Below are 21226 nucleotides of genomic sequence, written 5' to 3'. Positions count from 1 at the left end.
ATAATAATAGGCAAAATAAAGGTTAATGAATGAGGGTAGAAAAATGACTTATAGTGTTTTTAAGGTTGTGAATTGGTTGCGGGTAAAAAACAACGCTGAGTTGCGTTTGGACCCAAATGCTGAAGAATTAACACAGATGAAAGCCATGAAGCTCTTATACTATATTCAAGCCGCTAGTTTGGTAGTGACGGGCAAGCGGATGTTTGATAACGATATTGTTGCATGGAAGTATGGTCCTGTTGTGCAGGAAGTTCATGATCGTTACAAGGGTCAAAGAGAAATTGTTGGCGACATTTCGAAAGATCCACAGGCAGTAGAAGACTATAAAGAATTGCAGAACGACCAACAAACTGCTGATATCTTAAACAGTATCTACGACATTTATGGGCATAGTTCAGCGTATGATCTGATGCTTCAAACACATAACGAGAAACCGTGGCAAGACACTCCGCAAAGCCATGTGATCAGCGACGAAAAGATAAAATCGTTTTACAGCAAGGTGTTCGTTGTCGATGATTAAAAGCAACTTTCGGACACGCAAGTCTAATGGCTCAAGAATCAGAAGAACGTATAAGACATATTTTGCCTTTAATTTTTCTTTTCTCACAAGAGATAAACAATACAATCTTGATAAAAACAACTATAATATCAACAAGAGTGTCCGAGCGAAGTTGTTGGAGAAAATAGAAAAGCTTTCAATTGAAGAAATATCAGTTGTCTTAGGCTGGCCAAAAGAGCAAGGCCTCGAACAACTTCCTGATAATGTTGTTTCTTTAAGCATAAACCCATTTTTTTCAAGCTCCGGACGTTTAGAAGATTGTGGTGACGTCTACTGGGTATTTCGGTTAAATGACAAAGGTCGAGTAATTGGTAAAATCAATAGCAACATTTTCTATATTTTAGCAATCGACACAAAGTTCAATTTATATAAGCACTAGCTACTAGGCTCTGGATGATAATATATCGTTCGGAGTCTTATTTTTAACCTAGCAAGCAATATAACTAAATTGCTCTGTAATTATCTATTGCGCGAAAGCCGTCCAATTAGTATCCTTTAATTAGCTTTATAAAAAGAATTGAGGATGGAATATGCTTTATCAGCAAATCGAGCAAAACAAGCGCAATACCTGGATCGTGCTGGGCGGCTTTACAGCCCTGCTATTGGCTATTTCCGGCCTTTTGACAGTCTACTTAACCATCTGGGCCGGCGCGATCTTTTTAGCCGCGGGAATTATTTACATGGTCTATATCTACTTTTATTCGACCAGACACTTGATGCGGATCACCCATGCGGTGGAAATCACCCAAGACAACGTCCCTCAATTATACGAAATGGTGAAGGAGATGAGCCTGGCCGCCGGCATCCCTATGCCAAAAGTCTACGCCATTCCAAGCAATATCCCTAACGCCTTCGCGACCGGCCGTGACCCGGAGCATGCCAGCCTGGCTGTCACTTCCGGCCTTGTGAAAATCATGAACCATGATGAACTCCTAGGCGTGATCGGCCACGAGATATCTCATATCCGTAACTATGACTTGCGGGTAACGACGATTACCTCAGCTCTGTCCAGTTTTATCTACCTGGCTGCGATTTACCTGCTGGCTCTTGGCTGGACCTTGTTTAAGATGGATGGGGGAGTCATTACCAAGTGCATTTGCTGGTTCTTTGGCTCGATTGCCTTAGCAGTTGGCGCCGGCCTTTTCATCGTTGCCCTGCCAATCGCCAAATTGCTAAACTTGTCCATGTCCCGGCAACGGGAATATCTTGCTGACATCGGCTCAGTCGACTTGACCAGAAATCCGAAGTGCATTATTGGTGCCTTGAAAAAGCTGGAAGCCATTGAGCAGCAATACCAGCAGCAAAAGGAAAACCCAATGGTTTCAGCTTTGGCCTTTAACAGTTTCCAGGTCAAGCACTGGTGGACCAACTTGATCTCTGACCACCCAACTTTAGACCGGCGGATCGACCGCTTGGAACATACGGCAGATTTGCCTGAATAAGGCAAAAAAGGATGCAACTCACTAGAGCTGCATCCTTTTCTTTATTTCTTATAGTTCTCTGCCAAAAAGTCCTTCATATTTTGCGGGGCATGGCCAGTGATTCGGGTGAAGTCATCAGTAACGCCGTCCATCAAGCCCATGGCTGCTGCCTTGTACATGGAGGCCAGTTCATCCCCGTCGCCTTCAGAGCGGTAAATATCCGCGAACTCTTCCAGGCTGACTGGCTGGTAGCCGATCTTTTCCCCGGTAACTTCGGTCATGATCCGGCTTAATTCAACCATGTTGTAATTCTTTTCCTGGGTCAAAAGGTATATCTGCCCCTTGTCTCTGAGATATGGCCGGACAGCAACGTTGGCAATAGCTTCCGCGCTGTCTCTTCTAGAGATAAAACTCATCGCCTGGTCGCCAACCGGGTAGATCACGTTTTCTCTTTCAATTAATTCCGGCAGGTAAGGGACCAGGGGATCAGCGTAAAGGGAATTTTTGACCACGGCATAGGATAACTTGCTTGAAGCCAGCCGCGCCGGCAGGTAGGCGTAGTAGCCTGCCATCTGGAAGGGGTTGTTAGCCTGGTCAGCCATGAAGCTGACGTCAACCAGGTGCTTGACTCCGGCTTCCTTCATGGCTTCCAGGGAATTCTCGAATTCCTCGATCCGCTTGCCCACGTTATAAGTGATGCTGGGAATATAAATCAAGACATCTGTCCCGGTAAAAGCCTCGACCATTGATGGAACATCGTAGTAGTCGCTATACATGACTTCATAGCCGGCTTTTGCAAAATTTTCCGCCTTCTGGGGGCTGCGGACAGCCAGGCGGATGTTCTTGATATCAGTTAATTTGCTTAAAGCTTTAACAACTTCTCTGCCTAAGTGGCCGGTTGCGCCAGTAATCGTATATTTCATTTCTCTTCCTCGCATTCTCTGTTTATTCTTTTGCTTTACTGTTTTCTGCCTGCTTTTTAGCGGTTTCCTTGACCAAAATCGTGTCGATCACGTCCTGCAGGCTGATCTTGCCTAAAATTGCCTCCGCCGCGGTTTCCGCGTGGGAGAAGTAGTCAGTCAAGGTTGGCTGAATGTTGCCACCGACGATGCATTTTGGATTGGTCTCATGGTCGATGGCGAAAAGGGGACTGCTTCCTTCAGTTGCCAGATAGATCTCCAGCAGGCTGATGTTCTTTGGTTCTCTTAAGAGCTCCGGATCTGCTGACCCGTGGGTCGTTTTGATAAAACCGGCATCCCTCAAGTTGGACATTAACCGTCTCACCACAACTGGCGAAGTGCTTAATGAACTGGCAATGACATTGCTAGACAGGGTGGTCTTTCCCTTATAGATCACCAGAAAGGCCAGCAGGTGGATGCTGTCACTGAAACGGGTCGATACTTTCATCTTTCTGCTCCTTGCACATGTAACTTTTCTAATTACTAATATAGAGCAGAGATGCGTAAAAAGCAAGTCCTTTTTAACTAGTGCTTTAACCGGTTTTTTAGCTAATTTTTGCAAAAATAAGGTGGGAATAACTTAGCTCTTTCATTATAAACCCTAAATTTCAAGGATGTTCGGGCAATAAAAACAGAATGCTCCCAAAGAAAAAACAAAAAAACTTGTATCTTTTGACTTTACAACTTTTGCTAAAGGTAATATGATTAGACAAGAAACTTTTGGAGTTACATGAATGAAGCACAGAGAGTAATGATCACAGAGGAAATTTACTAAGGAGAAAGAAATGATTGAATACCGCAACGTCGGGATGGCTTATGGAGACAACGTCATCTTGGAAAAGATCAACTTAACCATCAATGACGGCGAACTTTTCGTTTTAGTCGGCCCCAGCGGGAGCGGGAAGACGACTTTGCTCAGAATGATCAACCGCTTGACTGAACCTACCCATGGAGACCTTTACCTGGCCGGCAAGCGGGTCAAGGACCACGACCTGCGCCAGCTTCGCCTGCATATGGGCTATGTCCTGCAGTCCAGCAGCCTCTTTCCCAACTTGACAGTTGGCGACAACATCACCATCCAGCTGGAAGAAGCTGGGGTCAAAAAAGCTGAGCGCCGTAAGCGGGCTCTAACCTTACTGGACCAAGTTGGCCTGGAAGGCAACACGTACATCTCCCGGCTTCCGCGGGAGCTTTCCGGCGGCCAGCAGCAACGCGTCGCTATTGCCCGGGCCATGGCCAGCCAGCCAAAATTGATCTTGATGGACGAATCCTTTAGCGCCCTAGACCCGGTCCTGCGCCGCCAGCAGCAAGAGCTCCTGCTTAAGCTCCACCGGCAAAATAAAACTACAGTAGTCTTCGTCACCCACGACATGCAGGAAGCCCTGCACTTAGGCGACCGGATTGGGGTTGTCAAGGACGGTCACCTGCTCCAAGTCGGAAGCCCTAAAGACATCGTCCAGCGGCCGGCTAACTCTTTTGTGGCAGACTTCTTCAAGAGCGCCCGGCCGCGGCTGGGCACCATGTCTGAACTTTTGGCCAGTCCTTACGTAAACAAAATTACAGGAGATGGCTTGCCGCAAGTCGAAAAAGTCGAAGAGATCGCTGAATTGCCGGAAACTGATGGCTATCTGCAATTTGCCTACCAGGGGGAAAATTATCAGATTAAGGCGAGCGACCTGCTTCGCTACTTCGGAAAATTGGGGGACTAAAGAATGAACGAATTGATTAATACCATATCCACCCACCAGGGGCAAATCATGCAGTCCTTGGGCGAGCACTTGCTCTTATCTATTGAAGCCCTCTTAATTTCTTGCTTGATTGCCATTCCTTTGGGGATGCTCCTGGCCCACAGCAAAAGAGCAGGGGAAGTAGTCTTCCAAATCACCAGCATCATCCAAACTATCCCAAGCCTGGCCCTGCTTGGCCTCTTGATTCCCCTGGTGGGGATCGGGACGACTCCGGCCTTGATCGCCTTGACGGCTTACGGGATTATGCCGATCTACCAAAACACTTACTCGGCACTTAGAAATATCGACCCCAACCTGGAAGAAGCCGCCGATGCCTTTGGTCTTAGCAAAAGACGCAAATTGTTCAGATTAGAAGTTCCCATGGCCCTGCCCATGATTCTTTCCGGCGTCAGCATCTCTTTAGTCATGATCATCGGGACGGCCACTCTGGCCGCCATGATCGGTGCCGGCGGGCTTGGTACCTACATCATGATCGGGATCCAGCAGAACAACAACACTTATCTCTTGATCGGTGCCGGTCTGTCTGCCATCTTGACTCTGGCCATGTCTGGCCTGCTCAAGTTCATGTCTTCCTCTAAGAAGCACTTCCAGGTCACAGCGGCTGTTTTGGTGATTTTTGCCATCGGCCTTGGAATCAGCCAGGCACCGAAGCTCTTTGCCCCAAAGCAAGAAGAAATCGTTATCGCCGGCAAGCTGGGCAGTGAACCAGACATCTTGATCAATATGTACAAGGACTTGATTGAAAAGGACAATCCCAATGTCAAGGTGACCGTCAAGAACAACTTCGGCGGGACCAGCTTCTTGTTCAATGCCTTAAAGACGGAAAAGATCGACATCTATCCGGAATTTACTGGGACTGTTTTGCAAGGCCTGGTTAAGGAAAAAGTTGCGACTCCCCATGACCCGGTTAAAGCTTATAAGCTGTCTAAAAAACTGCTCCAGCAGGAATACCAGATGACCTTTTTGCCGCCAATGAAGTACCAGAACGGCTACGACCTGGCAGTTAAGAAGTCCTTTGCCAAGAAGCACAATCTGCAGACCTTGAGCGACTTGACCAAATTGGATTCTACTCTGACTGCCGCCTTTGACCCGGACTTTGCCAGTCAGCAGGACGGCTACCTGGGCTTAAAGCAGGAATACGGCCTGAACTTGAAGGTCAAAACCATGGAATCAGCCCTCCGCTACAAGGCCATTGCCAGCGGCAAGGTCGAGGTCGTTGACGGCTACACGACCGACCCGCAGATCAAGCAGTACGACTTAGTCGCCTTAAAGGACGACAAGAGCTTTTTCCCGCCATATCAAGGGGCGCCTTTGATGACGAGCTCTTTTGCTAAAAAGCATCCCGGCGTGGTTAACAGCTTGAACAAACTGGCGGGCAAGATCAGCGAAAGCGAAATGCAGGAAATGAACTACAAGGTGACCGTCAAGCACGAAAGTGCCAGCAAGGTGGCTCGCCAGTACCTCATAGATCATGGTCTGCTCTAATCTAAAAATTGGTAGGTATTTTTTCTGCAAAAAGGCTTGAAAATGGTTAGAAAAGCATTAGAATGTAAATGTGATTAGATCCAAGAAAGGAGTTGCTCTCTTGACAGAACACTATTTAAACTATGTCAATGGCGAATGGCGGGACTCTGCTGACGCTATTGAAATTTTCGAACCAGCAACTGGCAAGTCCCTGGGCACTGTTCCAGCCATGTCCCACGAAGATGTGGACTACGTAATGGACAGCGCCAAGAGGGCTCTTCCTGCCTGGCGGGCTCTTTCATACGTTGAACGGGCCGCATACCTGCAAAAGGCAGCTGACATCCTCTACCGGGACGCTGAAAAGATCGGTTCTACCTTGTCCAAGGAAATCGCCAAGGACCTTAAGTCCGCAATCGGCGAAGTCACCCGAACGGCTGAAATTGTTGAATACACGGCCAAGGTCGGCGTAACTTTGGACGGGGAAGTCATGGAAGGCGGCAACTTTGAAGCAGCAAGCAAGAACAAGATTGCTGTTGTCCGCCGGGAACCAGTTGGCCTGGTTTTGGCAATTTCCCCATTCAACTACCCGGTCAATCTGGCTGGCTCAAAGATCGCTCCAGCCTTGATGGGCGGGAACGTGGTGGCCTTCAAGCCGCCGACACAAGGGTCAATTTCCGGTCTGCTTTTGGCCAAGGCCTTCGCGGAAGCTGGCCTGCCAGCCGGCGTCTTCAATACCATTACTGGCCGGGGCCGGGTAATCGGCGACTACATCGTTGAACACCCAGCAGTCAACTTCATCAACTTCACTGGTTCCAGTGCTGTCAGCAAGAATATCGGCAAACTGGCCGGGATGCGGCCAATCATGCTGGAACTTGGAGGCAAGGACGCGGCTATCGTTTTGGAAGACGCTGACTTGGACCTGACGGCCAAGAACATCGTTGCCGGCGCCTTTGGCTACTCCGGTCAGCGGTGTACTGCCGTTAAGCGGGTTCTGGTCATGGACAGCGTGGCTGACGAATTGATCGAAAAGGTCAACGCTTTGGTCAAGGACTTGAAGGTTGGCATGCCAGAAGACAACGCTGACATCACTCCTTTGATCGACACCAAGTCTGCCGACTACGTGCAAGGCTTGATTGAAGAAGCTGAAGAAAAGGGCGCTAAGCCTTTGTTTGACTTCAAGCGTGAAGGCAACTTGATCTACCCAATGGTGATGGACCAAGTGACGACCGACATGCGTCTGGCCTGGGAAGAACCATTTGGGCCAGTATTGCCATTCATCCGCGTTAAGTCAGCTGATGAAGCTGTCAAGATCGCCAACGAATCAGAATACGGCCTGCAAAGCTCTGTCTTCTCACGGAACTTTGAAAAGGCCTTTGCCATCGCTGGCAAGTTGGAAGTGGGCACGGTCCACATCAATAACAAGACCCAAAGAGGTCCGGACAACTTCCCATTCCTGGGCGTAAAGAGCTCCGGGGCAGGCGTACAGGGGGTCAAGTACTCCATTCAAGCCATGACCCGGGTCAAGTCCGTCGTCTTCAACATCGAAGATTAATTTAAAAACAGTAAATTTGACTATCACATGTCTGCTAGAAGAAAGTCCGCTTTGGCGGGCTTTTTCTTTTTAAAAAAGTTCAAAAATCTTAATTCTTTTGTTAGCATTTTTTCAGAAAGAATGGTAAATTAAACAAAAGAATTTAGACAGGAGAACGCACTATGCCGATTACTTTAGACAAACAGTTAGCCGCCATTGACGTATTAAGGCAGGAGAATATTTTTGTCATGGACTCACAAAGAGCCATGACCCAGAACATCCGGCCCTTAAAGATACTGGTGGTAAACCTGATGCCTAAGAAGGCCAATACGGAAGTGCAATTGCTCCGCCACCTGGCCAACACGCCCTTGCAGCTGGAAGTTGAATTCCTCTACATGGCCAGCCACAAGTCAAAAAATACTTCTAACGAATACTTGCAGAACTACTACCGGACCTTTGCTGACATCAAGGAGAAGCGCTATGACGGGATGATCATCACCGGCGCCCCGGTTGAACAGCTGCCTTTTCAGGAGGTCGATTACTGGAGCGAGCTTTGTCAGCTGATGGAATGGTCCAAGACCCATGTCTACTCCAGCCTCCACCTTTGCTGGGGGGCGCAAGCGGCACTACATTACCATTTCGGGATCGACAAGCAGCCCCTGGAAAAGAAGCTGTCCGGCATTTATGAGCAGGAAGTAGTAGGGACTAGTCCGCTTCTTCGCGGCTTTGACGACTCCTACCGCTGTCCGCACTCCCGCTATACCACGATTTACCCAGACCAGTTAAAAGGCAGCAGCCTGCAGATTTTGGCAGAGGGAGCGGAAGTTGGCGTAGCGATCGCGGCAAGCAGAGACTTGCGGCAGATCTACAGCTTTGGCCATCTGGAATACTCCAGAGACACCTTGTCTGAGGAATACCATCGAGACGTTAAAGCTGGAATCAATCCGCTTTTGCCGGTTAACTACTTCCCAGCTGACGACCCGGATAAAAAGCCGCGCTTGACCTGGAGTTTAGCCGCCTCAACCTTCTTCAGCAACTGGATCAACTACGCCGTTTACCAGGAAACGCCATACGATTTGGCAGAACTGGACTAATATATATTTGGGCAAAAAGAAATCTGCCCCTGCCAGGGAGGCGGGGACAGATTTTTTGCTAGAAAATATTTCATGTTAGAAGCGGTAATTCCGCCGGTCGATTTGGAAGTACTTGTCGTTTTTGGACATCTTGTTCACCAAATGGAAGGAGATAAAGAAGAGGACGGCGATGAAGGCCAGGAAGATCCACTGGCCGTCAGCGGAATTAAGCGATGCTACATAGTCGTAGCTGCCGTGCAGGGCGGCTGGAATGACGATCGCAAGGACGCGGAAGAACTTGGACCGGATGTTTTTGCCCAGGTAGGCATAGCCGCGGGCTAAGCCGTAGAAGATCCCCATGAAGACGCCAAAGCAGGCGTGGCCAGGGATGGCTGTTACGGCCCGGACTAAGGCAGTAGAGAAGCCGTAGATGGTGACGTAGGAGATGTTTTCCCAAAGGGCAAAGCCTAAAGCTACAAAGACACCGTAGACGACCCCATCGTATTGGCAGTTGAATTCCTGGCTGAACCAGGACCGGCGCTTCAAGAAGAAGTACTTGGAACCTTCTTCAGCGTAGGCAACGATCACGAAGTACATGATGACGTTGTAGATTGGGTCTTTTTGGGATATGAAAGAAGTTAAGACGCCGTTGGCAATCCACTCAAGGATGCCGGCGGTTACGGCTGACCAGATTCCCCCGGTGACCATTCTTCGCAGGATATAGGGACTTTCCGGCTCCAGCCGGTCAGATTGGTAGACCTTGATCATCAAAAAGATAGCCGGAATGATCGCGGCCAAGATAAGGAGCCAGTTGTAGATTAAAACTGGTTCAAGGAAGAAGAAAAACATGTTGGACCCACTTTCTATTGTTTGTACACTTATCTAGTTTACTAGCAAGCGGGACTTTTTTTCAAGAAAGTGCTTAAAAAATAAAAGCGGACGGGAAATTAATTTTTTAGGGAAAACCTGGCAAAAGTTTGGAAAATAAGGGAATCGCTGTCATTAGCATAAAATCAGCTTTCGCGCTTAAAATAGTGCTATAATATTCTTAAGCAAAAAAGCGCTTTACAGAAAGAAGGGCTGGTTAAAATGAGAAGCAAGGAAGAAAGCATGCTGATGGACACCATGATTGCCAATGGCGTCAGCAGCAAGATGACCGAGCAGGCAACTGGTCTTGCGGCTCCAAAGCCGGTGCAAAAGAAAAATGCAGCTAAGCTTGAGACGCGTGACATGCTGCTGGCCAACGGGGTCGACGAAGAAATGGCCGACCTGGCGGCAGATCTGTAAGTAATTGAATCGTTTAGACCTGGCAAAAAGCCGGGTCTTTTTTTGCAATCGTCCGGGCTACCTCAAACGCCAAGTAAATGATAAAATCAACTGGTGAGGAATACATATGACACAATTTATTGAAAAAATTTCTGCTTTAGCCAAAGAATTTGCTGATCCTGAATTAGACCGGCAAGTGAAAGAGATCAAAATGATCGACGAGTGCGTATCCAGCCAGCGGATGCTGCTTTTCGCGCCGGAAAGCTTGGGCATCAGTGATGAGCGTTTTGCTGAAATGACCTGGGACTTGTCTGAAAGCCAGATCAAGGACCTGCGGGCTTTAAACAACCTGCTCAACAATGTCCGCCAGTACCTGTCCCTGGAATATGGGATCTGGTCTCTGCCCAACATGGAGACGGCCCAGTTGATCAGAGATGAATTAGGGGTTGAAACTGCCCTGGAAGTCATGGCCGGCAACGCATACTGGTCTAAAGCCTTAAGCGAGGCCGGAATCCAAGTTTGGGCTACGGACTCTTTAGAATGGTCCAAGAGCTCCCAGACCGGCAAGAAGCCTTTTTATCGGGTTGAAAACCTGCCGGCTGACCAGGCAATCATGAAGTACGCGGCTTGCGACTTGATTCTTTGCTCCTGGGCCCCGAATTTCGGCAAGGCTGATCTGGAACTCATTGCCGCCAAGCAGCACTATGCTCCAGCGGCCCGGCTCTTGTTTATCGGGGAAAAAGGAGTCACCAACTCGCCGGGATTTTGGACCAAAAAGCATTTTGCCAGATCAAGTGAACTCAGAAAGATCAACCGCAGTTTCAAATCATACGACTTCATCAAGGAAAAATTTTTTGAGGTGAGCTGATGAAAAGGCACAAACTTTTTGTTATCTTGTCCACCTTTTTCCTCTTCATCATGATCGGGATAGTCTGTTCTAACATGCAGTCACAGCTGGCTGACCAAATTTTGCAGGCGCAGGGGATGAGCATGGAGGCCCGGATCGTCAAGCCCAAAAAGACGATGACGATTGCCTCCTTCCTTAAATGGGTCAAGAAGGAATTCCCTAAGGAAAGCATCCAGATGCAGTTCAAGAGCAAGGAAGACAAGAACCAGGTTCTGGTTTGGTCGCAAAACCGTGACCTCAACTATTTCCCTGTTTCAAGCGGCCGCTTTTTCAGTGAAGACGACTTCAAGGGGCAGGTCACCATTGCGGCGGTCTCTCCCTCTTCAGCCGCTTCCCAGATTAGGACTCAGGGCAATACTTACTTGATTGCCAATGGCCAGTACTACTCAGTTGTCGGCAGCCTTAAAGCTGTTCCATATCAGTCCAGCAAGGCCTACTACCTAACGACTGGAGTTAACCAGGAAACCGGGCAAAGCCGGATGAACCACTTTACCTTGTACGTTGACGCCAGCAGCCAGACGATTGGCAAGATCGCCAGTCACTTGAAGAGTGAGACCTACTGGCCGGACTTTGTCAAGCGAGGGAGGCAAAGAAGATTGACGCTGCTCATGCCGGAAGCTATCTTGATCCTCTTTTTGCTGGGAGTCGGGGGCCTTTTGATGTGCCTGATTGCCTGGCTGACCTGGAAAGAGGCGGACATGAGCCACGTAAAAGGGGATCTTTTGTCCAACCTCCTCTTGAACCGGAGCGGGCGCTTTATCGTCTTTATGGTGCTGGAAGGCTTTGCCTCCTACTTCCTCTTGGTGTGGAAGGCCTACTACGGCAACCGGAGCATTTTGGCCCTGCTTTTGCTGGGAACAGTCGTGGTTGAACTGGCGGTTTATGTCGCGATGATAGTTTATCTGTACAGAAAGGGGAAAAAGGCGGATGCTTGAGATTCCAGCCCAGTTTAAAGAAAAATTTACCCGCCTGCTTGGCCAGGAAGAAGCAGGCAAGCTGCTTGAATCTTTAAAAGAGCCAAGCAAGAAGGCCTACCGGATCAATACATTAAAGATGGGTGCAGTCACTTATCCGCAAGATGAGCCAGTACCCGGCATCCCTAAGGCTTATTACGGTGAAGTTTCCGGCAAGGACCCGGAATGGACTGCTGGCCTGGTTTACTCGCAAGACCCGGCGGCCATGTTCCCGGCGCAAGCGATTCCGGTTAAGCCCGGCGACAAGGTCTTAGACTTGTGCGCGGCTCCCGGCGGGAAGAGTACGGCTTTAGCCCAGAAACTTGAAGGTCAAGGGCTGCTGGTAGCCAATGAAATCTCGCCTTCCCGGGCCAAAATTTTGCGGGAAAACCTGGAGCGGTGGGGCGTAGCTAACGCTGTCGTCACCAACTGCGATTCTTTTGCCTTGAGCAGTCGTTTCCCGGGCTTTTTTGACGCGATCTTAGTCGACGCGCCATGCAGCGGGGAAGGGATGTTCAGAAAGAGCGATGACGCCATCAAGTACTGGAGCCAGGAGAATGTCGCCCTCTGTGCTGACCGGCAAAGGGAAATTTTGACTGAAGCGGTCAAGATGCTGAAGCCAGGTGGCTATTTGCTTTATTCGACTTGCACCTTTTCACCAGAAGAAGACGAGGAGATCGTCAGCTGGCTGATGGATGAATGCGGCTTTAAAGTTTTGCCAATAAAGGCTGATAAAGCAGCGGCCGGCAGACCGGAATGGGGCAACGGGGATGCTAGTTTAAAGCAGTGCGCCCGCTTTTGGCCGCAAGACGGAGTCGGTGAAGGCCAATTCGTGGCCAGTCTGCAAAAGGCTGCTGGCGAAGAAAGCTATGAAGCAGAAGCAGCAGAAGCTTTTTCTCCTGCCAGAAAAAACAAGGATAAGAAGAAAAAGGGCAAAGGCAAGAAGAGAGAAGATAAAAACAGCTTGGAGCGGCCGGGCAAGGAAGAATCCGGCTATATCAGTGAAGCCATTGCCGGCTTCAACTGGCCGGAAAGTTTAGCTTCCTGGCCTAGCCAGATGCTGAAGAGCCAGGATCACGTCTTTGTGCCGGCGCTTGCGCCCGATAGATTAAAGGGGATCAAGGTTTTGAACAACGGCCTGGAACTGGGAATCTTGAAGAAGAAGCGCTTTGAGCCAAGCCACCAGCTGGCGGAAGTTTTAGGGCAGGTTGACCAGGAAAGAGTGGTTGACCTGACTGAAGAAGAATATGACCACTACCTGCATGGGGAAAGCCTGCAAGTTAACTCCAGTTTGAAGGGCTTTGTCTTGGTTTCCTGCCGGGGGATGATTTTCAGCTTTGGGAAATTATCTGGCAAAGGGCAGCTGAAGAACTACTATCCTAAGGGCTTGCGGCAATAGAAGGTCAGCTTTACATAATTTTGCTTATGTGAAAAAAGGAGATGGCATAATGAAGGCAGCCTTGGTCGGGTGTTCAAATCCTTTAAAAGAAGCATATCTGCCAGTTGTTGACCAATTGGTTAAGATTTTGGAAGACCGGGGACTGGAAGTCGAAGTCAGTGAATTTTTGACCGATGACACTTTAATTGGCCGGGGAGAAAAGCGGGCCCGGGAACTGGAGGGCTTCTTCTTAGATCCGGAGATGGGACATATTTTTGACATCTCTGGCGGGGACTTGGCTAATACTGTTTTAGGACATTTGGATCTAGGCAAGATCAAAGGCAGCCAGGCTGTCTTTTACGGCTACAGCGATTTGACCACGATCTTGACAGCCCTGGCTAAAAACGGCAACAAGGCGGTCAACTTCCAGCTGCGCAACTGCCTGGTCAACAAGGATTTGCTGAAAAGCGGCTACTTTGACCGCTTGCTGGCTGGAAAAGAAGTAGCAAAAGAGCTCGGTGAGCTAGACGTAACTTTTGTCCGAGGCAGTAAAATGGCAGGTCCAGTCTACGGGGGCAACCTGCGCTGCCTGCTGAAGCTGGCAGGGACGCCCTACTGGCCGGATTTTACAGGCAGCATTTTGTTGCTGGAAGCTTACCGGGGCCGGCCAGAATTGGTGGCTAGTCTACTTGAACAGTGCCGGGAGACCGGGATTTTTGACCAGATCAGCGGTGTTTTGCTCGGCACCTTTAGTGAGCTGGACAGGTTAAAAGCAAGTCATTTGCCAGCAGAAATTCTCTTGGACCTGCTGCCGGCAAATGTTCCAATTGCCAGGACTGAATTTATTGGCCACCGGCCAGATGCTAAGGCGATTAGGCTGGGGCAAGAGTGCATTTTCCAGGAAGCTGGCGTATAATAAAAGTATAAACCCGCCCGCTAGGTCCCGTAGAAATCGGGTGATTATGATGCTTAGCGAGAAGATTATTGACTTGTTGGTATGCTTTGTAGCATTCGTTGTATTTGCAATCGTCGTTTCTATCTATCCAGAGGAAATGTTTGCATTGTTGATTGCGACCGTTCTTTTGATCGGCATTTATGCCGTATGCAAGGAAGTGGTCAAGGACTGGTTGAAACACAACCATCGTTTCGGGGTTTAACGGGCGGAAAATAAGCGCGGACCCGGCAGGAGCCGGGACCGCGTTTTCTTTCTTGAGCGGAGAAGATTATGGAATACGAATACAGACTGGTTGACCGGGATTTGGCGGTTGACGGAGTAAAGAGGCTTTTACCAGATATAGTTTGGAAGATCGCCAATACGGAACTGGTTGAAGGAATTGGCCTGCCGGAGGTCAAGATGATCTGCAAGGGCAAAGCAAGTGAAGGGATGACCGTTAAGGAAGTCATTACCGTGCACAATCTGAAGCTGGCTATGGAGTTCATGCTGGCCAACCTTGACCGGCCAGTTGACTTGGATCTGGTGAAGGAATACAACCGGATTATCGGGGGAAGCTTGTTTGAGGGGGCTGGAGAAATCAGAAGTTACCCGGTGAAGATTACGGGGACGGATTATAGGCCGGGGATGCCAGATATTGGGAAGATTGAAGAAGTGTTGCGGCTGGCAAAGAAAATCGAACATCCCATCAAACAAGGCTTCTATTTGTTTGGTCATATTACTAGAGAGCAGTGGTTCAATGATGGCAACAAGAGGACTGCCCAGCTGGTGGCCAACCATGTTTTTGTGCAAAATAACGCGGCCATGCTGGCGGTCCCGGTTGATGAGCGTGAAAACTTTTGGCACAAGCTGGTTGAATTCTATGAGACCGGGCAGCAAGATGACTTGAATGACTTCTTGTACCAGACCTCGGTTGGGATCATGCCGGGCGGTTTGACTATGGACAAGACCCGGGAGATTGAGGAAAGAAACAGAAAATGGCTGGGGCTGGAGTAAAGAAGATAGAGAAAATAAGGTTAGGCTAGTACTGTTGTTAGTACTAGCCTTTTTTAGGCTGTATCGCCAAAATTGCTTTCTTACTTTATAATGGTAAATAGCTAATTAGAGGTAAGGGAAAATGAAGAGTAATTTTGACTTTTTAAACGGCGATGAGCCTGACTTCAAGAAATATTATGTCAATGCAGTGCGGGCTGAAATGCTGTATGCCAGAGGACTTTATTCTGAAGAGGTAGTCAACGTCAGAAAAATTGCTGAGCAGCTTGCAAGGGATATCATGGATCTAGAATACTTGCAGGTTGATGAGCGGTCAACATTTAACGATAACTTGAGCAGACTCAAGCGTGGCGCTTACGTAACCGACCGGGCGATCAATGTTTTCTACGAGGTTAAGCGAAGCGGGAACGTTCAAGCACACGCCCTTGAAGAAACTGCTACTAAAGACACTGGTTTAACTGAACTGAAGAATATCTGGTTCTTGCTGGCTGAGTTTGCTAACAAGTATTATGACGTTCATGTTGATACTCATAGCAAGTTTAATGAGCCAGAACTGGAAACAAACTACACATCTTCTGAGAGAAGATTGATTTACATTCAAACTGCTGACAATTCAAGTGGCAATTGGCCGGCTTATATTGGGGCAAGAAAAGTTGGTAAGGCATCTATTGAAGAGGACTTTAACAACGATTTAAGACCTAACAGCGATTATCTGCGTGACCGGGCTGATAAGCGAATTAAGCAGTATATGAGAACTGGTGGTGTACCATACGTTGTTGAATGGGCTGAATTGGGCTACTCACCAGTAACCAAGAGATGGTTTGGGGATGAGGCAGTTCATGAGGTCTTAGAGCGGTCAGGGATCAAGCATGCTGAAGGGCTAGAAGGCGATGAGTGGTATAAGGTTGATCTTGAAACTGCCAAAAAGGCCATTCAGGCGGTCAAAGATGGCAAGAGTGCCATTGAGCTTGATAACAAAACTCCTAAGCAGCAGAAGCCAATTGAAGTTAAGATCACTCTTAGACCAGAGCAGAGGGATGCGATTGACAAGACCAAGGCCGCATACAAGCACTACAACCGTATGCTTTGGAACGCAAAGATGCGCTTTGGTAAGACCATCACTGCCTTAAGCTTAGTAAAAGAATCTAAGTACAAGAAGGTCCTCATTATGACCCACCGGCCAGTGGTTAACGAGGGTTGGTTTGACGACTTTAACAAGATCGGCATGACCAAGGCTGGCTATCTCTACGGTTCTAGAAACCGGGGCCACAGATCAGTTGAGGAGCTGGAAAACTTAGGCAAGCCATACGTTTACTTTGCTTCCATTCAAGACCTGCGGGGTTCAACGGAAATCGGTGGCAAGGTCAGTGACAAGAACCATGATGTTTTCTCAGTTGCCTGGGACTTGGTCATTGTCGATGAAGCCCATGAAGGGACGCAGACTGACTTAGCACAGAACGTACTTGATGCCGTGTTAAGCAATAAGCGGACTACCAAGCTTTTGGAACTGTCTGGTACTCCGTTCAACCTGCTATCAGACTATGACGAAGAGCAGATCTTCACTTGGGACTACACCATGGAGCAGGAAGCTAAGCTGGCCTGGTCAGAAGAGCACCCGAATGAAGTCAACCCATACGCTACCCTGCCAAAGGTTTCCATGTACACCTTTGAAATGAGCGATCACTTTAAAGACATCAACTTTACCGGGGATGGCTTAGGGAGATACTCATTTAACTTCAAGGAATTCTTCCGGACGGATGAGAATGGCAAGTTTGTGCATGAGAAGAATGTCCGCCAGTTCTTAAAGAACATTACTTCACCTGGTCCAACCAACTATCCATTTGCCAACCGGACTTTCCGGAACAACTTGCGGCATACTTTATGGATTCTGCCGGGGATTAAGGAATGTAACGCCTTAGAAGACTTGCTTAATGAACCAGGCACGGTCTTCCATGAAGAAGGCTACAAAGTAATTAACGTGGTTCGCGGAGACAAGTCGGCTGATGAAGAAGCCAGTCAAAGCGATGTAGAACGCGTTAACAGAGCGATGGATCCAGATCCAGCAAGGACTAAGACGATTACCTTGACTGTGCGGAAGATGACCACAGGGGTAACGATTAAGCCTTGGACGGGTGTCTTGTTCTTGTCAAACACCAACAGTGCCATGCAGTATCTGCAGGCGGCCTTTAGAGCGCAAACCCCATATGCGTCAGAAACCTTCGGTCAGAAGACCAATTGCTACATTTTCGACTTTGCACCGGACCGGGCTTTGACAGTTATGGCCGAAGCAAGCAGTTTGTCGACTGGTGCTGGTAAGCTGAATAGCGGTGAACAGGAAGAGCGGATGACCAAGTTGCTTAACTTCTTGCCAATTATTGGTGAGAAGGGCAACAAGATGCAGGTTTACAACGTAAACACCTTGCTGACCAAGCTTAAAAAGGCATACGCGGAAAGAGCTGTTAGGTCTGGTTTTGATGACAATTCTATTTACTCTGACAAACTCTTGAATATTGAGAGCCAGGAGATTCTTGACAAGTTCAATAAGCTTAAAGCGATTGTTGGGACGACCAAGAAAGAAAAGCAAGAGACAAAGATTGACATCAACAATCAAGGTTTGACCGATAAAGAGTCAGAGACTGCAAGAAAGGCCAAGAAGAAAAAGCCGAAAGAGCGGACAAAAGAAGAGCAAGAAGCAATCGACAAGGTTAATGCTCTGAAGCGTCAGCGGCGGGCTTTGATCTCAATCTTGCGCGGGATTTCGATTAGAATTCCGATGATGATCTACGGGATGGACATTGACTTTGATGAAGACGTGTCAATTCAGCAATTTATGAACCGGGTTGACGACGTGTCGTGGCAGGAATTTATGCCAGCCGGCGTGACAAAAGAAATGTTCAAGCAGTTTATTCCGTATTACGACGCGGAGATCTTTGTAGAAGCTGGTAAGATTATCAGAAGACGCGTTAAAGAGCTGGATAAAGCTGATCCACTTGACCGGGTGGAGAAGATTGCAGATATTTTCGGGACTTTTAGAAATCCTGACAAGGAAACCGTGCTCACGCCATGGCGCGTGGTTAACATGCATTTGGGTAAAACGATTGGCGGTCTTGTTTATTATGACGACGATTACGAGACTCAATACGTTGATGGCAAATCAGCGATGCACTGGGTATCATCTGAAGATACAGAGCGGGTTTATCATGAGAATACCCGCATTTTAGAGATCAACGCCAAGACTGGGCTTTATCCGTTGTTCGCTGCTGCATCCCTGTACTGGAAGGAATTCCAAAAGATGAATGATCAGATGGCTGGTAAGTTTAGTTTGATCGACGAGCAGTTCATTTGGCAAAAGATTCTGCGAGAAAACATCTTTGTCGTGGCTAAGACACCAATGGCAAAGGAAATCGCGACCCGGACTCTGAGAGGGTATAATTCGGATTGGGATGTTAACGCGGAATACGTCGAAAATATTATTAAGGACGCTAAGACCGACGTTGATGCTGAAGCTAGAAAGATTGAGAGGCTATTTGGAAACATGAAATTCGACGTCGTGATCGGTAATCCGCCATATCAAGATTCTGCAACAGGTGATAATGATAACTATGCTGCACCGATTTATAGCGACTTTATGGATCTCTCATATAAGCTATCTGATTTGGTTACGCTGATCACTCCGGCCAGATTCTTATTTAATGCGGGTGGTACGTCAAAGCAATGGAATAAGAAGATTTTGAATGATCCTCATTTCAAAGTTGTTTTGTATGAAGCAAACAGCAGCAACATCTTCCCACATACTGATATAAAAGGTGGAGTTGCTGTCTCTTTGAGAGATACGCATCAAGAATTTGAGCCTATTGAAATTTTTACTGCATTCCCAGAACTAAATGGCATTCTAAAAAAAGTTCTCCCCAAAATTAGCGGATCTCTATCAGAAATAATATCTGGGCGTGGCGTATATAAGTTGTCCGATAAAGCTTTGGCAGATTACCCTCAGATAGAACAGTTACAATCCAAGGGGCACAAAAAAGATGTTGGTTCAGGTGCCTTCAGAGTTCTAAAAGATGTAGTTTTCTTTAAAGAGAAACCAAGCGATGGGCACGATGATTATGTTAGATTTTTAGGTCTATCTAATAGAACGCGTGAATATTGGTGGGGGCGGAAACTATATCAAGATGTCCCAGACAGCTTTTATCACTATAAGGTTTTTGTACCAAAAGCAAATGGTAGTGGTTCGTTAGGTGAAACTTTAACAACACCCCTGATCGGGGAACCCCTGATCGGGGAACCCCTGATCGGGGCAACTGAAACTTTTATTTCAATTGGTGATTTCTCGACTAAAATTGAAGCCGCAAATTGTTTGAGTTATATCAAGAGCAAGTTTGCTAGAGTAATGTTAGGTGTTCTGAAAACAACTCAAGATAATACTAGAGCAAAGTGGGAATACGTCCCTCTTCAAGACTTTACCCCTAACTCTGATATCGACTGGACAAAGTCAATCCCAGAGATTGATCAGCAACTTTACAAGAAATATAATCTCTCTGAGGACGAAATCAACTTTATCGAAACGAAAGTGCAGGCAATGGATTAATGACTGATGAACGATTGATCAAATCGGCAGATCGGGTCAAGGATGTCGGTGAAGTTTTTACACCAAAGCGCATAGTTGATCTGATGCTGGATCAACCGGAAATTAGTGCTAAGGTAAATGACCTAACTGCTACTTTTCTTGAACCATCAGCTGGTGAGGGAGCTTTTTTAACTGAAATTCTAACTCGTAAGATGCAGGTAGCACTTAAGGGCAGTACTTCAGTTGATAGCTATGAAGATAGAATTTTGCTGGCACTTTCATCTCTTTACGGCATTGAGTTGATGGAAGATAACTATAAAATGCTTCGGCACAACATGTACCAAACTTTTGTAGTCGACTACCTTCGGGGACTCAAGGCAAAGGGGCAACCAGAGCATGGTAAGCGTAAGGTCTTGAAAAGCGCTAAAACCATCATCTATGCCAATATGGTTCAAGGCAACACTCTGACCTATAAGAACGTTCAAGATCAGCCTATCATTTTCAGTGAATGGGCTTCATATAAGCAAGATGGCCGGATTTGGGTTAAGCGCACAACTCAGACCTTTGAGTCAATTGTTGAAGGCGAGCAGACAGATAATGGCTTAGTCGTACCAGAGGATTCACAGCTCGACTTATTTACTGATTTTGATCCAGATACCCATGAGGTAAAATCAAAGGATTCTTATCTCCAATATAAGCCTGTTCAAATTGTTGACGTCTACAAAGAAGAATTAGTTGATACAAACAAAGAATAAGCTAAAAATGCATCCCTAAGTATGATCTTTCATGCCAGGGATGCATTTTCTGTCTCTTCCTAAGCCTTTGCCTCATGCTAAAATAGACGTATTGAGAAGTACGTTTTAGAATTTTTTACGGAGATGCCTATGCCTGAATTACAGCTAAGAGCTGCCCAAGTTGGGGATGCAGAAAGATTGCTTGAAATCTATGCTCCATACGTAGAGAAAACGGCAATCACTTTTGAAGATGAAGTGCCATCTGTTAGTGAATTCCAAGACCGGATCAAACGGACGCTAAAAAAGTATCCCTATCTTGTGGCGCTTAGAGATGGCAAAATCGTCGGTTATGCATACGCCAGTCCCTTTAAAGAGCGGGTTGCTTATGACCACAGCGTGGAATTGTCCATTTATGTCAATGCTAATGTCCGTCACCAGCATGTTGGCAGATTCTTATATAACGCGATGGAAGATTGCTTAAAGAAGCAGGGCTTTTTAAACTTGAACGCCTGCATCGCTGCTCCGATTGGAGAAGATCCGTATTTAGACGACAACAGCATTCGTTTCCATGAGCACTTAGTCTACAAATTTGTAGGCCGTTTCCACCAGTGCGGCTATAAATTTGACCGCTGGTATGACATGGTCTGGATGGAAAAGATGCTGGGCGAGCACACCGTGCCCGCACCCAAGATTATCCCTTTTCCAGAGATGAATTTTTAGT

At 47.4% G+C, this 21226-nt stretch carries 19 protein-coding genes; 16 read left to right on the top strand and 3 right to left on the bottom strand.

Going from position 1 to position 21226, the window contains the following annotated elements; all coding sequences use genetic code 11:
- Nucleotides 1–43: 43 nt before the first annotated feature.
- The 3 genes from ACYVUT_RS05995 (at nt 44) to ACYVUT_RS05985 (ending at nt 2001) form a co-directional block, all read left to right on the top strand.
- Nucleotides 44–520, top strand: a complete 477-nt coding sequence (locus ACYVUT_RS05995) for a Panacea domain-containing protein (RefSeq protein ID WP_439774650.1) — start codon at nt 44–46, stop codon at nt 518–520.
- Nucleotides 513–938 carry a hypothetical protein gene (locus ACYVUT_RS05990; RefSeq protein ID WP_439774651.1) on the top strand — a complete coding sequence of 142 codons (426 nt, stop codon included), beginning with the start codon at nt 513–515 and terminating at the stop codon, nt 936–938. Before ACYVUT_RS05995 ends, ACYVUT_RS05990 begins: the two co-directional genes overlap by 8 nt.
- Nucleotides 939–1089: 151 nt before the next feature.
- Entirely contained in the window at nt 1090–2001 is a 912-nt protein-coding gene (locus tag ACYVUT_RS05985) for a M48 family metallopeptidase (RefSeq protein ID WP_484501672.1), read from the top strand.
- A gap of 41 nt (nt 2002–2042) precedes the next feature.
- Here the strand turns inward: ACYVUT_RS05985 and ACYVUT_RS05980 are convergent, their stop codons facing one another.
- Nucleotides 2043–2903 (bottom strand): SDR family oxidoreductase, encoded by an 861-nt coding sequence (locus tag ACYVUT_RS05980; protein ID WP_484501671.1) that lies wholly within the window; start codon nt 2901–2903, stop codon nt 2043–2045.
- Between the two features lie 22 nt (nt 2904–2925).
- Nucleotides 2926–3387, bottom strand: a complete 462-nt coding sequence (locus tag ACYVUT_RS05975; protein WP_484500293.1) for an Rrf2 family transcriptional regulator — start codon at nt 3385–3387, stop codon at nt 2926–2928.
- Nucleotides 3388–3724: 337 nt separating this feature from the next.
- Here ACYVUT_RS05975 and ACYVUT_RS05970 point away from each other — a divergent pair, with 337 nt between their 5' ends.
- The 4 genes from ACYVUT_RS05970 to ACYVUT_RS05955 all read left to right on the top strand — a co-directional run bounded on the left by ACYVUT_RS05970 (nt 3725) and on the right by ACYVUT_RS05955 (nt 8776).
- Nucleotides 3725–4648, top strand: a complete 924-nt coding sequence (locus ACYVUT_RS05970; RefSeq protein WP_484501670.1) for an ATP-binding cassette domain-containing protein — start codon at nt 3725–3727, stop codon at nt 4646–4648.
- 3 nt (nt 4649–4651) lie between these two features.
- Complete coding sequence (locus tag ACYVUT_RS05965; protein ID WP_484501669.1) at nt 4652–6172, top strand: ABC transporter permease/substrate-binding protein; 1521 nt, start codon at nt 4652–4654, stop codon at nt 6170–6172.
- Nucleotides 6173–6272: 100 nt separating this feature from the next.
- Complete coding sequence (locus ACYVUT_RS05960; RefSeq protein ID WP_484501668.1) at nt 6273–7703, top strand: NADP-dependent glyceraldehyde-3-phosphate dehydrogenase; 1431 nt, start codon at nt 6273–6275, stop codon at nt 7701–7703.
- A gap of 161 nt (nt 7704–7864) precedes the next feature.
- Nucleotides 7865–8776 (top strand): homoserine O-succinyltransferase, encoded by a 912-nt coding sequence (locus ACYVUT_RS05955; RefSeq protein ID WP_439774658.1) that lies wholly within the window; start codon nt 7865–7867, stop codon nt 8774–8776.
- A 75-nt stretch (nt 8777–8851) separates the two neighbouring features.
- On the opposite strand, the gene ACYVUT_RS05950 is transcribed toward ACYVUT_RS05955, so the two are convergent.
- Nucleotides 8852–9604 (bottom strand): PrsW family intramembrane metalloprotease, encoded by a 753-nt coding sequence (locus tag ACYVUT_RS05950; RefSeq protein ID WP_484501667.1) that lies wholly within the window; start codon nt 9602–9604, stop codon nt 8852–8854.
- Nucleotides 9605–9844: 240 nt separating this feature from the next.
- Between ACYVUT_RS05950 and ACYVUT_RS05945 the strand changes: the two genes are divergently transcribed.
- The 9 genes from ACYVUT_RS05945 to ACYVUT_RS05905 all read left to right on the top strand — a co-directional run bounded on the left by ACYVUT_RS05945 (nt 9845) and on the right by ACYVUT_RS05905 (nt 21225).
- Complete coding sequence (locus ACYVUT_RS05945; protein ID WP_439774660.1) at nt 9845–10042, top strand: hypothetical protein; 198 nt, start codon at nt 9845–9847, stop codon at nt 10040–10042.
- Between the two features lie 106 nt (nt 10043–10148).
- Nucleotides 10149–10889 (top strand): SAM-dependent methyltransferase, encoded by a 741-nt coding sequence (locus ACYVUT_RS05940; protein WP_484501666.1) that lies wholly within the window; start codon nt 10149–10151, stop codon nt 10887–10889.
- On the top strand, nt 10889–11863 hold the full coding sequence (locus ACYVUT_RS05935) for a hypothetical protein (RefSeq protein ID WP_484501665.1): 975 nt from the start codon (nt 10889–10891) through the stop codon (nt 11861–11863). The genes ACYVUT_RS05940 and ACYVUT_RS05935 overlap by 1 nt, the downstream gene beginning before the upstream one ends.
- The gene (locus ACYVUT_RS05930; RefSeq protein WP_484501664.1) at nt 11856–13280 is read left to right on the top strand and encodes an RsmB/NOP family class I SAM-dependent RNA methyltransferase; all 1425 of its coding nucleotides are present in this window, start codon (nt 11856–11858) and stop codon (nt 13278–13280) included. The genes ACYVUT_RS05935 and ACYVUT_RS05930 overlap by 8 nt, the downstream gene beginning before the upstream one ends.
- A 46-nt stretch (nt 13281–13326) precedes the next feature.
- Nucleotides 13327–14175, top strand: coding sequence for an LD-carboxypeptidase (locus ACYVUT_RS05925; protein ID WP_439774664.1), 849 nt, complete (start codon nt 13327–13329; stop codon nt 14173–14175).
- A 309-nt stretch (nt 14176–14484) separates the two neighbouring features.
- A complete protein-coding gene (locus ACYVUT_RS05920) occupies nt 14485–15207 on the top strand; it encodes a Fic family protein (protein ID WP_484501663.1) in 723 nt (240 codons plus the stop codon).
- Between the two features lie 121 nt (nt 15208–15328).
- Nucleotides 15329–19792 carry an Eco57I restriction-modification methylase domain-containing protein gene (locus ACYVUT_RS05915; RefSeq protein ID WP_484501662.1) on the top strand — a complete coding sequence of 1488 codons (4464 nt, stop codon included), beginning with the start codon at nt 15329–15331 and terminating at the stop codon, nt 19790–19792.
- Entirely contained in the window at nt 19792–20526 is a 735-nt protein-coding gene (locus tag ACYVUT_RS05910; protein WP_484501661.1) for a DNA methyltransferase family protein, read from the top strand. The genes ACYVUT_RS05915 and ACYVUT_RS05910 overlap by 1 nt, the downstream gene beginning before the upstream one ends.
- 129 nt (nt 20527–20655) lie before the next feature.
- The gene (locus tag ACYVUT_RS05905) at nt 20656–21225 is read left to right on the top strand and encodes a GNAT family N-acetyltransferase (RefSeq protein WP_484501660.1); all 570 of its coding nucleotides are present in this window, start codon (nt 20656–20658) and stop codon (nt 21223–21225) included.
- Nucleotide 21226: the final 1 nt, after the last annotated feature.

This window comes from Lactobacillus sp. WILCCON 0059 (genome assembly GCF_057197985.1).
The sequence above is the reverse complement of the archived record's forward strand: the minus strand, read 5'-3'. Positions and strand labels throughout refer to the sequence as shown.

Bases quoted from the DNA above. Each gene is read 5' to 3' on its own strand.
- ACYVUT_RS05990 (WP_439774651.1), top strand. From the start codon at position 513: ATGATTAAAAGCAACTTTCGGACACGCAAGTCTAATGGCTCAAGAATC.
- ACYVUT_RS05970 (WP_484501670.1), top strand. From the start codon at position 3,725: ATGATTGAATACCGCAACGTCGGGATGGCTTATGGAGACAACGTCATC.
- ACYVUT_RS05965 (WP_484501669.1), top strand. From the start codon at position 4,652: ATGAACGAATTGATTAATACCATATCCACCCACCAGGGGCAAATCATG.
- ACYVUT_RS05915 (WP_484501662.1), top strand. From the start codon at position 15,329: ATGAAGAGTAATTTTGACTTTTTAAACGGCGATGAGCCTGACTTCAAG.
- ACYVUT_RS05980 (WP_484501671.1), bottom strand. From the start codon at position 2,903: ATGAAATATACGATTACTGGCGCAACCGGCCACTTAGGCAGAGAAGTT.
- ACYVUT_RS05995 (WP_439774650.1), top strand. From the start codon at position 44: ATGACTTATAGTGTTTTTAAGGTTGTGAATTGGTTGCGGGTAAAAAAC.
- ACYVUT_RS05905 (WP_484501660.1), top strand. From the start codon at position 20,656: ATGCCTGAATTACAGCTAAGAGCTGCCCAAGTTGGGGATGCAGAAAGA.
- ACYVUT_RS05955 (WP_439774658.1), top strand. From the start codon at position 7,865: ATGCCGATTACTTTAGACAAACAGTTAGCCGCCATTGACGTATTAAGG.
- ACYVUT_RS05910 (WP_484501661.1), top strand. From the start codon at position 19,792: ATGACTGATGAACGATTGATCAAATCGGCAGATCGGGTCAAGGATGTC.
- ACYVUT_RS05985 (WP_484501672.1), top strand. From the start codon at position 1,090: ATGCTTTATCAGCAAATCGAGCAAAACAAGCGCAATACCTGGATCGTG.
- ACYVUT_RS05920 (WP_484501663.1), top strand. From the start codon at position 14,485: ATGGAATACGAATACAGACTGGTTGACCGGGATTTGGCGGTTGACGGA.
- ACYVUT_RS05940 (WP_484501666.1), top strand. From the start codon at position 10,149: ATGACACAATTTATTGAAAAAATTTCTGCTTTAGCCAAAGAATTTGCT.
- ACYVUT_RS05950 (WP_484501667.1), bottom strand. From the start codon at position 9,604: ATGTTTTTCTTCTTCCTTGAACCAGTTTTAATCTACAACTGGCTCCTT.
- ACYVUT_RS05975 (WP_484500293.1), bottom strand. From the start codon at position 3,387: ATGAAAGTATCGACCCGTTTCAGTGACAGCATCCACCTGCTGGCCTTT.
- ACYVUT_RS05935 (WP_484501665.1), top strand. From the start codon at position 10,889: ATGAAAAGGCACAAACTTTTTGTTATCTTGTCCACCTTTTTCCTCTTC.
- ACYVUT_RS05930 (WP_484501664.1), top strand. From the start codon at position 11,856: ATGCTTGAGATTCCAGCCCAGTTTAAAGAAAAATTTACCCGCCTGCTT.
- ACYVUT_RS05945 (WP_439774660.1), top strand. From the start codon at position 9,845: ATGAGAAGCAAGGAAGAAAGCATGCTGATGGACACCATGATTGCCAAT.